Below are 14,029 nucleotides of genomic sequence, written 5' to 3' on the forward strand. Positions count from 1 at the left end.
GCATGGTTCACATCGGCGACGACTGGACCTGTGACGTCCTGGGCGCCCTCGACGCCGGCGCGGTCCCGGTGTGGATCTCCAAAGACCGGCCCATTCCCGACACACCGCCCACCTTCGGGCGGCAGCATGTCCACGTGGCCGCCACCCTCGCCGACGCGGCCGCCCTCATCCGCACCCTCAACTTCCGCGAAGGGACCACGTCATGAGCCTGTTCACCGGCACCTCCAGCTACTACCGCCAGTACCGCCCCGGCATCCCCGACGGCCTCGCAAGCCGCCTCGCCGCGTACGCGCCCGACCGCCGGCCGCGCCGACTGCTGGACGTCGGCACCGGCACCGGCCTGGTCGCCGAAGCCCTCATGCCGTACTTCACCGACATCATCGCCTGCGACAACGACCCCGGCATGATCGCCACCGCCGAGGAAGCGCTCCGCCCCGAGGTCCCCGCAGGCACCACCCTGTCGCTGGTCACCTCCACCGCCGAGGACTTCCGCCCGCCCGTCGGATGGAAGGCCGACCTGGTCACCATCTGCCGCGCCTTCCACTGGCTCGACCAGGCCGGCGTCCTCGCGCTGCTGGACTCCCAGGTCGCCGAGGGCGGCGCGGTGGCCGTGTTCGCCGACCGCAGCTTCTGGGCCGCCGAGAGCGACTGGAAGGCCGCCGTCAAGCAGGTCATCAAGGACTTCCTCGGCGAGGAACGCCGCGCGGGCGGCGGCACCTTCCAGCACCACAACCGCCCCTACAGCGAAATCATGGAGGAGTCCCCGTTCAACCAGGTCGAGGAGTTCACCGTCCCGGTCACCCGGACCTGGAACACCGCCGGCATCCTCGGCTACCTGTACTCCACCAGCTTCGCCGCCCCCGCCCTCTTCGGGGACAGGCTGGAAGAGTTCGAGGCCGCCGTGCAGAAGACGCTGCGCGGCTTCTCCGAGGACGACACCTTCCACGAGAGCAACGAGTTCCTCGTCCGCGTCGGACGGCGCAGCGCATGACCGGCCCCGGCGGCGGTCACCGCCAGCTCGACCGGCAGACCGCCGCCGCCCTGACCGCCCGTGTGCAGGCCAGCTCGGTGCTGTGCCTGCCCGTGGGCTCCACCGAACAGCACGGCCCCCACTTACCGCTGGCCACCGACACCCTCATCGCGGACGAGTTCACCCGGCAGCTGGTCGCCGAGCACGGCGAGGCCTTCGACCTGTGGCAGCTCCCGGCCGTTCCGTACGGGATAGCCCCCGAGCACGCCTGGGCTCCCGGCACCCTGTCGCTGACCATCACCGAGTTCACCAACCTCCTGCACACCCTCACCGCCCAGTACGTACGCGCCACCAAGGCCCACCACCTGGTCCTGGTCAATGGACACGGCGGCAACCGCGGCGTCCTCACGGCCCTCGTCTACGAACTCGGCCACGCCCACCACATCAGCGTGTGCGTCCTGCATCCCCTGGCCCTGGCCAACCTCCCCGCAGGCGACCGGCCCGAGATCCACGCCGGCCTCCACGAGACCGCCCTCATGCTCCACCTCGCACCCGACACGGTCCTCCTCGACCAACTCGCCGACCACCCCCCGCAGGACGCCGACGAGATCCGCCGACAGGTCACCGACCGGGGCGTGACCTGGCCCTGGACCTCCGGGGACCCGGCCATCGCCGCCGCCGGGGTCATCGGCAACGACCCGCGCACCGCCACCCCCGCCCTCGGCGCCCGCCTCCTGGACGAGGCCGTGGCCGCCGCTGCACCCGCTCTGGAAGCCCTCACCGGAAGGAAGAGCCGATGCTCGTGACCAACGACGAGCGCGCCCGGTTCCGGCGCGACGGCATGTTCGTCCGCCCCGGCCTGGCCACCGACACCCACACCGGCCCAGCCCGCGACCTCATCACCACCTGGTACGACAACGACTACGACCCCGACCGGCTGACCGACTACACCCAGCGCACCTTCGCCCCCGAACACGGCCAGCACCCGGCCCTCCTCGACCTCTACACCGCCACCGGCGCCGCCGACATCGCCCGCGCCCTCCTGACCGACCCGGCCCCGGTCACCACCACCCAGGTCCAGATCCGCATCCCCGCCCACCAGCCGGCCGCCCACCAGCCGGAGAAGACGATGCACGTGGACGGCGTCGGCTGCCCCCACCTCGACCCCGCCGAACTGCGCACCTTCTCCCTCCTGGTCGGCGTCGTCCTCTCCCCGATCACCCGCCCCGACGCCGGCGCCCTCCACTACGTCCCCGGCGGGCACCTCACGATGTCCCGCTGGTTCGCCACCGAATGGGCCCGCGGCATCACCGACCAAGTCCCCCCGCACATCGACACCACCGACGGCGAACCGCTCCTCGCCGACATCGGCGACGTCCTCTTCATGCACCACCTGGTCCCGCACGCCGTCGGCACCAACCACACCACCACACCCCGGCTCATGGCCTACTTCCGCGTCTCCCACACCCAGCACGCCACCCGGCGCCTCGACGCACTGCGCGACCCCTGGCTCGACTACCCAGCCCTGAACCCCTGACCAGGAAGGACACCACCGTGCAGACCATCCCGACCACCGACGTCGCCACCGCAGCAGCCGCCATCGAAGCCGGACGCCTCGTCGTCGTCCCCACCGCCCGCTGGTACATGATCTGCGCCGACGCCGCCAACCCCGACGCCTACAAAGCCATACTCGAAGGCAAGCAGCGCCCCAAGAACAAGCCCCTCGCCCTCGTCATCCCCGACCAGAACCGGGCCCGCGACCTGCTGCACTTCACCCCGGACGCCGAGCGCCTGGCCGCCGCGTTCTGGCCCGGCGACCTCGCCCTGTTCCTTCCGTGGCGCGAGCCGGCCGACGCCGCCCGCTACACCGTCGTCGGCTCACCCGCCCTGACCACCCACGCCCCCGGCCCCCTGGGCGACCTCGCCCGAGCGGTCCCAGGACTGCTCGCAGCCACTACTGTCAACGTCTCCGGCGACGCCGGCCCCGACGACCGCGGCCCCGCCATCACCCTCGCCGAGGTCGAAGAGTTCCTCACCGAAGCCGGCCTCGACGCGCTCGTCATGGACGGCGGCGTCTGCCCGGCCGCCAACCACCTCACCATCGTCGACTGCGCCGGCGACCAGACCCACCTCGTCCGCGCCGGCCTGGTCCACCCGCGGGCCGTCGCCTCCGCCCTCGGCCGCACCCTGCCCACCACCTGACCCGATCCGCCGGCAGGGCGTCTCCCCCGCCAGGGGAGGCGCCCTTCACCTTCCGCGGGCGAGCGCTGACAACTCTGCCGCCACCGCCGGATAGGAATCCCGTACACCGGCCTGGTTGCCGAGCCGGTGCCGCTCCAGGCGCAGCGCGCCGAGGTGCCGGACCTCGTACACGTGCCGGCGCCACCGAACCCCTGCTGTGGCTGCGGGCGCCGGGTAGGCCTCGAAGAAGGACAGCCGCTCGTCCTGCTTGGCCCGGGCCATCCGCGTCGGCCAGTCCGCCTCCGGGTCGCCCCACCACGTGCGGTCCATGTCCAGGACACCGCAGATCGTCGGCACCGAGGCCCCTTCCGCAAGCATGGTGTTCACCGTCCACAGGTCCCCGGTCAGCAGCCGCGGCACCGACACCTCGTCCAGGACGTGCGCACGGGCCTGCGCGGCGTCGGCGGCCTGGCGCAGGTCGGCCGCGTCCAGGCCGCAGCTCTCGACGTCCTCGGCGATCAGGTTGAGGGACGCGGCGACGGCCTCGCTCCACCGCCGGTGGCCGGGGCCGCCCATCGGGCCGAACCAGGACCCGGCAACAGCGTGCACGGCCGCCGTGATCTCCCCCATCCGTCGGAAGAACGCCGTGTGGGTCTCCTTCGAGTACGAGCCGAGCAGCTCCGGCGCAGGGGTGCCGGGCAGGAAGGACTGGATCATCCAGTCCCGCCCGATGACAGCCTGGGTGAAGTCGGCCGCCAAGACGTGCGGCATCAGGTCGGCGATCGGCGCGAGCCACGGCACCGACGCGTACTCCGCGCGCATCAGCTCCCGCTCGGAGCGGAACTGGCGGGCCGGTTCGGGCGCCACCCGCAGGATCACCGGCTCCGCGCGGTCGGCCAGGTCGAGGCGGTAGGTGGTGTTGTACACGCCGCCGCCCAGTTCTGTCGCGGAGCGGACCATGGTGTCGGTCCCGAAGGCGCGCCGTGCGACGGCCTGGATTTGTTGCTCGGTCAGGGCCTGCTGAAATGCGGTGGCGGGCCGCTCGATCGCGTGGAGCTCCATGGGGACTTCCTTCCGGGTGGTGAAGACTTCAGGGAACCGGGCCACAGCCTGCTGTTCAGGGCGCCCACCTGGGGGCCGACCCGTCACAAGGCGCTGCGGTTCGGGTACACCGATACGCGCTCTGCCGCGTAGGTGCCGTCCGGCAGCACCGCGTCGGTCAGTTCGAACTGCTCTCGCTTCCCCGTGGGGCCGCTCCAGGTGATCCGGATGCCGGCGGGGCGGCTGCTGGGCCAGTGGACCGGCTGGCCGTCGGCGGCCCGGGCCCCGAGCAGCGTGTAGGTGCGGACCTGCCGCACGGTTGCGGTGGCCGGGGTCGCTCCGGGGGCGACCGGGGTCCGGCGCCGGCGGAGCCACCCCCAGACTGCGGCCCCCGCCAGCAGCGTGAGGCCGCCCAGGGTCTCCGCGGTCCAGCCGGTGAGCACGTCGGTAAGCATGGCGGTGTCCTTCTCTCTGTGATGACGGGTGCAGCACGAACAGGCCGCGCCGCAGACGTCGCGTCCTGGGCGGCACAGTGCGGGAACGGGGTGTTAGCCCCGCAACCCCCGGCGGCCGAGGCCCTCGTTGAGCCTCCCGCCGGCAGGCGCGAGGCCGGTACCCCCTGAGTCGCGGCAACCCGATGAAACCGATGAAAGATCAACTGCGGAGGGTGGGGCGGTGACCTGCTGCACGCCATTTGAGCGGGAGGACCGCCCGGTGACCTGGCGGAGGTAGGGGGGCTCTAAACGACGGGTGCCGATACGTCATGGCGTTGGCATCCGACTGCCGTTCCATGGGAAGTCACCAGATGAGGTGACAGCCCGGTCAGGGCCGCGGGTGGCGCCGGTACCTTCCCAGTGCATGGCCACTGACACCCCGAGCGCGGCGGATCAGCTGCTGCTCGACCACGCACACCGGCATGGTGGCTTTATTCACGGGTTGTGGTTCTGGCTCAGCTTCCGTGCAGCAGCAACTCTGAGTGACGACTGAGCGTCGACGGGCAGTGCTCGAAGTCGCCCGAAAATGAGCCGTGGTCAGGGCAGTCGGGCTCACAGTACGGGGCCGTGGAAGAGGTTGTGCTCCGACTGAAGGAGCTGTTGTTCCCGTCGATCGCGAACGTCGCGGTGCTGTCGGTGGACGTGAACATCGCGATAGTGCGCGTTGACGCGAAGTGCACCACGACCGGCGCCGCCTGCCCGGAATGCGGGGCCTGGTCGACCCACGTTCACAGTTCCTACCTGCGGTTTCCCGCCGACGTGCCCAGCGCCGGGCGAAGGGTCGTGCTGCAGCTTCGCGTCCGGCGGTTCCGGTGCCGGACGACCATGTGTCGGCGCCGGACCTTCGTGGAGCAGATATCCGGCCTGACCCGCAGGCACGGTCAGCGCACGGAACGACTGCGCTCGACCCTCGCGGCACTCGGTCTCGCCCTGGCCGGCCGGGCCGGCGCCCGGCTGGCCGACGTCCTCGGCGTGTCCGTGAGCCGGAGCACGGTCTTGCGCCTGGTCAACGCGCTGCCCGAGCCGGAAGTACCGGCGCCGCGGGTGGTCGGCGTCGATGAGTACGCCACCCGCAAGGGCCGCCACTACGGCACCGTCCTCGTGGACGTCGAAACCCGCCGTCCAATCGATCTTCTCCCAGACCGGGAGGCATCCAGTCTGGCGGCGTGGCTCGCCCAGCGGCCAGGCGTCGAGGTGGTCTGCCGTGACCGGGCACCGTTTTTCGCCGAGGGCGCCGCCGCCGGAGCGCCGCAGGCGGTCCAGGTCGCGGACAGGTGGCACCTATGGCACAACCTGAGCGAAGCCGCCGAGCGGAGTGTTGCCCAGCATCGCCGCTGCCTGCACGTTCTGACACCCGCGTCACCTGAGCCCCAGCCTGTGACAGGCCCGGCCGCGGGCCAGACCGGGTCGCCATGGCCACGCGGACACCGGTTCGCCGACCGGACCCGGTCCCGGCACGCAGCCGTGCACACCCTGCTGAAGGCTGGGCACAGCCAACGCTCGATCCAGCGACAACTCGGGATGACCTGGCGGACCGTCAAACAGTTCGCCGACGTCGCGAAGCCGGAGGACCTCTTCACCGGCCAATGGCAGAACCGGCCCTCCGTTCTCGACGACTACAAGCCCTACCTGGACGACCGCTGGAACGAGGGCTGCACCAACGCCTGGAAACTCTGGGAGGAGATCCTGCCTCTCGGCTACAAAGGCAGCTACCAGCGCGTCCGCGCCTACCTGCACGACAAACGCACCTCACCACGGCCGGTGACCGCACGGCCGCCCTCGCCCCGAAGGGTCGCCGGATGGATCCTTCGCCGCCCGGCCACCCTCACCGAGTCCGAGCAGATCCAACTCAAGTCCGTCCGGACACACTGCCCCGAACTCGACGCTCTGACCTGCCACGTCCGGTCTTTCGCGACCATGCTCACAGAGCGCCAAGGCGAACGACTTCCGGACTGGCTCGACGCCGTCCGGCAGGACGACCTCCCCAGCCTCCACACCCTCGCCGCCGGCATCGACCGAGACCGCGATGCCGTCATCGCCGGCCTCACCCTGCCCTGGAACTCCGGAGTCGTCGAAGGCCACGTCAACCGGATCAAGATGCTCAAGCGCCAGATGTTCGGCCGCGCAGGCTTCAACCTTCTTCGCAAACGGGTCCTGCTCGCCCCGTAATCGTGTTGTCAGTGCCTGATGCGAGGATCCGGGCGACCATACGCAAGGAGATCAGCATGGGCACCTGGGATACCGGCCCCTTCGACAACGACACAGCCGCAGACTTCGCCAACGCACTCGACGAAGCCGAGCCCGAGGCACGAGAAGCCCTGATCCGAGGCGTCCTCGTCCGAACGATCGACGCAACCGGCTATCTCACGGAAGCGGAAGAGGCGGTGGCCGCCGCCGCCTTGATCGCGGCGCAATGCCCGGAAGGCGACCCCGTCGACACGCCCTACGGCCCGGAAACACCCATGCCCCTGTTCCCCTCCGACCTGCGCGCACTCGCCGACGAAGCCCTCGCCCGCATCGTCGGCGACGAGGATGGGCTGGCCTCAAACTGGGTCAACCCGGAGGACTGGAAGCAGTGGCGAGCCATACTCACGCGCCTTCGCGCAGTACTTGCCCCGCCACCCCCTTCCATCGCTCTCTTCGACGTTCAGCCGTAACGGAGCGTCACTCAGCACGGAAGTTGAACCAGAACCCGAGTTTTGAAGTCACCAGGGTGCTTGCCAGGGCAGCATCGGGATGCTCCTGGTGAAAGGGCCTGGTCATGCCGCAGATGTCGAAGGTCGAGCTGTACGCGGCGATCCGGCGCGACCACCGCGGCGGCATGAAGATCCGGGAGATTGAGCGCAAGTACAACGTGTCGTGGCGGACGGTCCGCAAGGCCGTCGACTCGGTCTGGCCGGAGCCCAGGAAGCAGTTGCCGCCGCGACCGACGGCCCTGGATCCGTACAAGCCGGTGATCGACGGGATGCTCCAGGCGGATCTGGACGCGCCGCGCAAGCAGCGGCACACGATCACACGGATCTTCCACCGCCTGGTCGAGGAACACGCGGCAGACGTCTCCTACCAGATGGTCCGGCGCTACGTCTCCGACCGGAAACCGCAGATCCTCGTCGAGTCGGGGAAGGCCCCGGTCGAAGCGTTCGTGCCGCAGACCCACCAGCCCGGCATGGAGGCCGAGGTCGACTTCGGCGACGTGACCATCCGGCTCGCCGGCGAGCTTGTGACCTGCTATTTGTTCTCCTTCCGCCTGTCCTACTCGGGCAAGGCCGTCCACCGCGTCTTCGCGTCCTGCGGCCAGGAAGCCTTCTTCGAAGGGCACGTTCACGCCCTGCGGACGCTGGGCGGGGTCCCGCGGAGCAAGGTCCGTTACGACAACCTGAAGGCCGCCGTCGCACGGGTGCTGGGGCTGAGCCGGGCCAGAGTGGAGGCCGACCGGTGGATCGCCTTCAGGTCGCACTTTGTCCATGTTCCCGTGGGTTCCCGCAGCCGTCCGGCTGTGTCGGCGACCTCGATGGCTGCTTGATCTGGGGTTTCCGGTTGGCTCGACTCGATCGGGTGATTGCTGCTCGTTTCTCAGAATTCCTGAAGCTTCCTCAGCTGTCATAGCGGAGTCGTCGAAAAGCTGAAGGAGAGGAACGGGATGGCACTGGCCGTCGTGCGCGATCTGCGGCCGGAGCTCCGGCTGGAGACTTCCGAGGAGGTAGCGGCCTTCGAGCAGGATCTGCTGGCTGAGTTCGTCCTCGCCCGGGCCTCTGCCGGAGTCCTCGACGAAACCATCCGCGGTGACGTCGGACCCGTCCTTGGCCTGCGGGAATGGTTCGGCCGGCCCCTGTGGGAGATGGAGGCCCAGGACCTCGACCGGTATTTCGGGCGGCACCGTCGCGACTCAGCCTCAGGCACCAAGGTCCGCCAGGCCGCGGCCTTCGCCGTATTCTTCGAGTTCCTCGAACTACGGCACAAGGCCGGCATCCACGCGGCCACCGGCTTCGTCGTCGAGTCCCCGCTGGATGAGATGAACCGGCCTCGGGGTGGCGCCTCCGCGAGGCTGCGGATCCCGCCGCCGGAGGCGGAGGTCACCACGCTCTTCAGCGGCTGGCGATGTGACATGGAAGAGGCACGCAAGTATGCTCCGGCCGCCCGGAACTACACCGCCTCGCGGCTGGCCAGCCTCATCGGCCCGCGGATTTCGGAACTGTGCCTGCTGCGGATCGGCGACGTTCGCTGGGACTTGGGGCGGTTCGGCAAGGTCCTCCTCAAGGGCAAGGGCAGCCAGGGCCGCGGCAAGAAGGAACGGCTCGTGCCGCTCATCAACGGCGCCCGTGACCTGCTCGAATGGTGGGTCACCGGGCCGCGCTGGGAGTTCGACGACAAGGTCAACGACCCTCGCGCCCCGCTGTTTCCCTCGGAACGCAGGTACGGCGACGGCTCCAGCAGGGCAGTGACCGACGACGCTCTGCGGACCGGGCTCGCCGAGGCGGTCGTCCGGCATCTGCCGCACCAGGCCGGCCAGCTCACACCGCATGTGCTGCGGCACTTCGCCGCTTCCGACCTCTACCGCAACGGCATGGACGTCGTTGCCATCCAAGAGATCCTCGGACACGAATGGCTCAACACGACCATGATCTACGTACACGTCGAGAAGTCCCACGTCGAAGATGCCTGGATCCGAGCAGGCCAACGGGCTACGACCCGATTCGGAGGGACACGCTGATGAAGTGGAACCTGCGGATGGTCGCCGCACAGCGCGACATCTGGAAGGCATCCGAGCTCCAACGGATGCTCGCGAACGCCGGATTGGTGATCTCCGCTGGCAAGATGTCCCACCTGTGGTCCGGAAGGCCGCTGACCGTCCGCCTGGCCGACCTCGACATCATCTGCGAGGTGCTGGACTGCACGACCGCCGACCTCCTCGTCCCGGAGAAGGCCATCGTCCGGCAGGAGACCATGACACTGGAGGCGGAGAAGCAGGTCGTCGGCGGCAGCCCGATCACCCACCGGCGCCGGCCGGGTCGCTCGGGGCCGCCACTATGAGCACGCCCGTCCGGCGATCACGACCCTGGGCCACCCGCAGCTGCAGGGACTGCTTCGGATGGGGCTGGATCGACCGCCCACGCTGCAAAGCATGCTGGGGCTTCACATCGAAAGCCACCAGCCGCCACTGCGACGTCTGCACACGCGAGGTCGCTGCGATCGACGGGATCTGCCGCCTCTGCCGCCGCCAGGCCAGTCTGATCGCAGGCCCGGACAACAAGACCCGCGTCGACCTGACGGTAGCCGCCCGCACGGGACACCAGCTCTTTATCATCGGCACCCTGCGACCGCGCGGTGGCCCCCGGCCTCAGCCTGTTCCGGCGGCACCGTGGTCACCACGGCCGCACCGCCTCCCGCCACGTTGGACGGAGCTGTTGCTGTTCGAGATGCCGCGCGAGCTTCGCGGAGTCAGCAGCAAGGCCCCATCGCTCGACTCTGAACTGTTCGCGTCCTTGAGTGCCCGGGCCGCCCGGATCGCGGAACTGCGTGGCTGGCCGCCTCGCACTCTCGGCTCAGTGCGACGCGGCATCCGGATTCTCTGTGCGGTTCACCGGCCAGGGGAACGGATCCGGGCCTCAACCATCAGCCAGCTCACCCATACGGCAGTGCCGGCCAATCACGTCCTGTAGGTGTTCGAGGAGCTCGATGTCTTCCTCGACGACCGGCCCGACGCGCTGGACGCCTGGTGCGACGAGCACCTGTCCTTCCTTGCCTCGGATGTCCGCGCTGAGCTGGACGTCTGGATCGCCATCCTGCGGCACGGGACCACGCGTCGCAGGCCACGTGCCCGAGCAACGGTCATCACGAATCTGAGGAGCATCCTGCCGTTCCTGACCGAGTACGCCGGTAAGTACACAACCCTGCGGCAGGTCACACGGGACGACATCATCTCCTGGCTGGTCGACCGGCCTCATCGTGCCTACGACGCCAGCGCCTTACGGTCGCTTTTCGGCACCCTCAAGGCTGAGCGACTGGTCTTCGCCAACCCGATGCGGGGCGTCAAGGGCGGCAAGCTGGCGATCAAGATCCCCGCGTCCCTGACTGCGGACGAGGTGGAATCCGTGGCTCGCGCTGCATCGCAGGATCCGGCCCTTCGCGTGGTCGTGGCCTTGTCCGGCGTCCATGCGCTGCCCGCCCGCCAGATCCGCGCGATGCTGCTGGAGCAGGTGGACCTACCCGGACGCCGGCTCGATCCCGGGTGCCTGAACCGTCCGCTGGACGACTACACCGCCGAGGCGATCGGCGAATATCTCGCCTATCGCCAACGTCGCTGGCCGAATAGCACCAATCCGCACCTGCTGGTCAGCCGGAACACAGCCACGACGACAACGGCAGTGGGCACGTTCTGGATGGACAGGCTGGTCAAGGACCTACCCGTGGGCGTCGACCGATTACGGCAGGACCGCATCCTGGAGGAGGCTCTTGCCAGTGGAGCGGATCCACTCCACCTCGCGCACGTGTTCTCGCTCGGTGCCAAGACTAGCCTCCGCTACACGACCGCCGCCTCCGTCTCGTCCGCCGAGCACGAATCCCTGCCATGACCTGACGGGCGGTTTCCCGTGAGAGGCTGGGCGGCATGGGCGGGGCGTCGGACGATGATTTTTCCCGGAAGTTTCTGGCTGCGATCCAGGTCGGTGATGTCTGCAGCGGGATCGTGGCAGCGGTAACTCGACGAGGTGTGTCGGTGACCCTGGAAGGTTTCGCCGCACGTCCGCTGGGGTTCGTGGGGTCGCTGGATCTGTCCTGGGTCCGGTTCTCGGCAGCGGCGGCGGAGGTCGGCGACCGGATCACCGCCGAGGTGACTGCCATCGACCTGGAGCAAGGTCGAGCGTGGATGTCCATGGCCGCCACGGAGAACCCCGAGCTCTGGGCATTCCTGAAAACCCTCCGTGCCGGAGAAATACTGTCGGGCCAGATCGGGTCGATTGAACGGTTCGGAGTGTTCGTGGCGCTGGACGATGGCCCGGACCATCCGGTCTTCCCCGGCGTCGGGTTCATCACGGTCCCCGAGCTGTCCTGGCGACACTTCGAGACAGCTTCGGACGTTGTTCAGGTGGGCCAGCGCGTGAGGTGCGAGTTCCTCCAGTTCGACACAACGAACGGAGAGGCCAGGCTGTCCCTGCGAGCGACGCAGCCCGACCCGTTCAAGACCTTCGCCGAGACCACCACGGTGGGGCAGGCTCTGCAGGGACGAGTTACCAAGCTGGTCCCGTTCGGAGTGTTTGTGCAGGTCACCAACGACATTGAGGGACTGGTCCATCTGCAAGAGCTCACCTGGACGCCTGTCGAGGCTCCAGAGGCGGTCGTTCAAATCGGCGACGAGATCACGGTCGTCGTCACAGAGATCGACCGAGAGCGACGCAGACTGTCCCTCTCCCGACGGCAGGCTTCTACGGCTCTCGACTGGCCTCTCTAGGTCTTGTCGCAACCTGCAAGCTCTGAACCATCGTCTTCGTTCCGGCAAACTGATCTCCTGACACCGTGGGTTCGTCGCGACCACCCTTCAGAATTCGCGAACCCACGGAAGATCGGGATCGAGAGCTTCTACTGCCGGCCCGGCATCGAGGGCGCCCACGAGAAGGGCGGAGTGGAGGGCCAGATCGGCTACTTCCGCCGCAACCACTTCACCCCGGTGCCCGAGGTCGACTCGCTGGCCGAGCTGAACGAGCTGGTCGATCAGTGGGACCTGCACGACGGACGGCGCCGAATCGGTTCGCGGCCGCGGACCATCGACGAGTACTTCCAGGTCGAGCGGCCGCTGCTGATGCCGCTGCCGGAAGAGTCCTTCGAGACGGGCCGTCTCTTCACTCCGAGGGTCGACCGCTACAGCCAGATCGCGGTCCGCACCAACCGCTACTCGGTACCTGTCCGGCTGATCGGCAAGCGCGTCCGGGTTGTGCTGCACGCTTCCCACCTGGTGGTTTATGACCGGAACGTGGAAGTGGCCCGGCACGAGCGTCTGATCGCGAAGGGCGGCTGCCGCCTGGATCTGGACCACTACCTCGAAGCCTTGATCCGCAAGCCGGGTGCCTTCCCCGGCGCCACCGCGCTCGAACAGGCCCGCTCCGCAGGCAAGTTCACCCCGGTCCATGACGCCTGGTGGGCAGCGGCGGTCAGGGCCCACGGAGACACCGCCGGCACCAGGGCCCTGATCGAGGTGCTGCTGCTGGCCCGCCACGTCTCGCACGAGCACCTCGTCGCCGGCCTTGCGATGGCTCTGCGGGCCGGGGCCCTGACCGCGGACGCGGTCGCGCTCGAGGCCCGCAAAGTCGCCCGGGCCGAGGACGAGCCGACCGGGACCGCTGCACGGGCCGGCGCCGCAGGTGAGGCGACCGTGACGTTTCTGCACGAGTGGCGGCTCGCGCATCTTCCCCCGGACACCAGGCCTCTGCCCTCGGTGACCCACTACGACCAACTGCTCCGACGCCGTCGCGCCAGCGGCGGTGAACACCGCGAGGGAGAAGCACAGTGACCCTGCCCCGCCAGCGAGGATTGACCGAGCAGGCCGCCACCACGGCCATCGACACCGCCTGCCGCCTGCTGCGGCTTCCCTCGATCAGAAACGAGTTCTCCGACATCGCCGACCGGGCTCTGAAGGACCAGATGACCTACCGCGGCTTCCTCGCCGAGCTCCTGATGGCAGAGTGCGACGACCGATCCCGACGCCGTTCTGAGCGCCGGATCAAGGCAGCCGGCTTCCCCCGGGACAAGTCCCTGCGGACCTTCGACTTCGACGCAAACCCGAACATCGACGCCGCCACCATCCACACGCTCGCCAGCTGCGAATGGATCAAGAAGAGTCAGCCGCTCTGCCTGATCGGCGACTCCGGGACGGGCAAGTCTCACATGCTGATCGCCCTGGGAACCGAGGCGGCCATGGCGGGCTACCGGGTCAAGTACGTGCTGGCCACGAAGCTGGTCAACGAGCTCGTCGAAGCCGCCGACGAGAAGCAGCTCTCCAAGACGATCGCCCGCTACGGCCGCGTCGACCTCCTTTGCATCGACGAACTCGGCTACATGGAACTCGACCGCCGCGGCGCCGAACTCCTCTTCCAGGTCCTGACCGAACGCGAGGAAAAGAACAGCGTCGCCATCGCCTCCAACGAGTCGTTCGGCGGCTGGACCAAGACGTTCACCGACCCCCGTCTCTGCGCGGCCATCGTCGACCGTCTCACCTTCAACGGCACCATCATCGAGACCGGCACCGACTCCTACCGCCTCGCCAGCACCCGAGCACGCGCTGAGCACGCTGCAGCCAGCTGACCGAAGCCCCCTGCTGGGCCGCTGCTCCAAGGGGCAGCGGACCAGCCAA

17 protein-coding genes are annotated in these 14,029 nt (G+C 68.8%); 15 read left to right on the forward strand and 2 right to left on the reverse strand.

What is annotated here, in order from left to right; genetic code table 11:
• From SSNG_RS42760 to SSNG_RS35995, 5 genes are all read left to right on the forward strand, one after another.
• The coding region (locus SSNG_RS42760) for a hypothetical protein (protein WP_042804693.1) at positions 1-206 on the forward strand (206 nt) is incomplete at its 5' end.
• On the forward strand, positions 203-991 hold the full coding sequence (locus tag SSNG_RS35980; protein ID WP_007268912.1) for a class I SAM-dependent methyltransferase: 789 nt from the start codon (positions 203-205) through the stop codon (positions 989-991). The genes SSNG_RS42760 and SSNG_RS35980, both read left to right, overlap by 4 nt.
• The gene (locus SSNG_RS35985; RefSeq protein WP_007268913.1) at positions 988-1,776 is read left to right on the forward strand and encodes a creatininase family protein; all 789 of its coding nucleotides are present in this window, start codon (positions 988-990) and stop codon (positions 1,774-1,776) included. The genes SSNG_RS35980 and SSNG_RS35985 overlap by 4 nt, the downstream gene beginning before the upstream one ends.
• Positions 1,767-2,507, forward strand: a complete 741-nt coding sequence (locus SSNG_RS35990; RefSeq protein ID WP_007268914.1) for a phytanoyl-CoA dioxygenase family protein — start codon at positions 1,767-1,769, stop codon at positions 2,505-2,507. The genes SSNG_RS35985 and SSNG_RS35990 overlap by 10 nt, the downstream gene beginning before the upstream one ends.
• Before the next feature lie 17 nt (positions 2,508-2,524).
• Positions 2,525-3,172, forward strand: coding sequence for a Sua5/YciO/YrdC/YwlC family protein (locus tag SSNG_RS35995; protein WP_007268915.1), 648 nt, complete (start codon positions 2,525-2,527; stop codon positions 3,170-3,172).
• Between the two features lie 45 nt (positions 3,173-3,217).
• Here SSNG_RS35995 and SSNG_RS36000 read toward each other — a convergent pair whose 3' ends face one another.
• Both SSNG_RS36000 and SSNG_RS36005 read right to left on the reverse strand, forming a co-directional pair.
• On the reverse strand, positions 3,218-4,213 hold the full coding sequence (locus SSNG_RS36000) for an aminoglycoside phosphotransferase family protein (RefSeq protein ID WP_042804694.1): 996 nt from the start codon (positions 4,211-4,213) through the stop codon (positions 3,218-3,220).
• 83 nt (positions 4,214-4,296) lie between these two features.
• Positions 4,297-4,647 (reverse strand): hypothetical protein, encoded by a 351-nt coding sequence (locus tag SSNG_RS36005; protein ID WP_007268917.1) that lies wholly within the window; start codon positions 4,645-4,647, stop codon positions 4,297-4,299.
• A gap of 403 nt (positions 4,648-5,050) precedes the next feature.
• On the opposite strand from SSNG_RS36005, the gene SSNG_RS45100 reads away from it, so the two are divergent.
• The 10 genes from SSNG_RS45100 to istB all read left to right on the forward strand — a co-directional run bounded on the left by SSNG_RS45100 (position 5,051) and on the right by istB (position 13,980).
• A complete protein-coding gene (locus SSNG_RS45100; protein WP_277752182.1) occupies positions 5,051-5,179 on the forward strand; it encodes a hypothetical protein in 129 nt (42 codons plus the stop codon).
• 74 nt (positions 5,180-5,253) lie between these two features.
• Positions 5,254-6,855 (forward strand): ISL3 family transposase, encoded by a 1,602-nt coding sequence (locus SSNG_RS36010; RefSeq protein ID WP_042804695.1) that lies wholly within the window; start codon positions 5,254-5,256, stop codon positions 6,853-6,855.
• 56 nt (positions 6,856-6,911) lie between these two features.
• Entirely contained in the window at positions 6,912-7,343 is a 432-nt protein-coding gene (locus SSNG_RS36015) for a DUF4259 domain-containing protein (protein WP_042804696.1), read from the forward strand.
• A gap of 104 nt (positions 7,344-7,447) precedes the next feature.
• Positions 7,448-8,209: an IS21 family transposase gene (gene istA / locus SSNG_RS36020; protein WP_007268920.1), complete on the forward strand. Its 762-nt coding sequence runs from the start codon at positions 7,448-7,450 to the stop codon at positions 8,207-8,209.
• A gap of 117 nt (positions 8,210-8,326) precedes the next feature.
• On the forward strand, positions 8,327-9,397 hold the full coding sequence (locus SSNG_RS36025; RefSeq protein ID WP_007268921.1) for a tyrosine-type recombinase/integrase: 1,071 nt from the start codon (positions 8,327-8,329) through the stop codon (positions 9,395-9,397).
• Positions 9,397-9,717, forward strand: coding sequence for a helix-turn-helix transcriptional regulator (locus SSNG_RS36030; RefSeq protein ID WP_007268922.1), 321 nt, complete (start codon positions 9,397-9,399; stop codon positions 9,715-9,717). The genes SSNG_RS36025 and SSNG_RS36030 overlap by 1 nt, the downstream gene beginning before the upstream one ends.
• Before the next feature lie 629 nt (positions 9,718-10,346).
• The gene (locus SSNG_RS42765) at positions 10,347-11,258 is read left to right on the forward strand and encodes a hypothetical protein (protein ID WP_007268923.1); all 912 of its coding nucleotides are present in this window, start codon (positions 10,347-10,349) and stop codon (positions 11,256-11,258) included.
• Between the two features lie 143 nt (positions 11,259-11,401).
• Positions 11,402-12,133 (forward strand): S1 RNA-binding domain-containing protein, encoded by a 732-nt coding sequence (locus SSNG_RS36040; RefSeq protein WP_007268924.1) that lies wholly within the window; start codon positions 11,402-11,404, stop codon positions 12,131-12,133.
• A 3-nt stretch (positions 12,134-12,136) separates the two neighbouring features.
• Positions 12,137-13,189, forward strand: a complete 1,053-nt coding sequence (locus SSNG_RS36045) for a hypothetical protein (protein ID WP_241695333.1) — start codon at positions 12,137-12,139, stop codon at positions 13,187-13,189.
• Positions 13,186-13,980 carry an IS21-like element helper ATPase IstB gene (gene istB / locus SSNG_RS36050; RefSeq protein ID WP_007268926.1) on the forward strand — a complete coding sequence of 265 codons (795 nt, stop codon included), beginning with the start codon at positions 13,186-13,188 and terminating at the stop codon, positions 13,978-13,980. The genes SSNG_RS36045 and istB overlap by 4 nt, the downstream gene beginning before the upstream one ends.
• Positions 13,981-14,029 lie beyond the last annotated feature (49 nt).

The organism is Streptomyces sp. C (genome assembly GCF_000158895.1).
GTDB classification, from domain to species: Bacteria; Actinomycetota; Actinomycetes; order Streptomycetales; family Streptomycetaceae; genus Streptomyces; species Streptomyces racemochromogenes.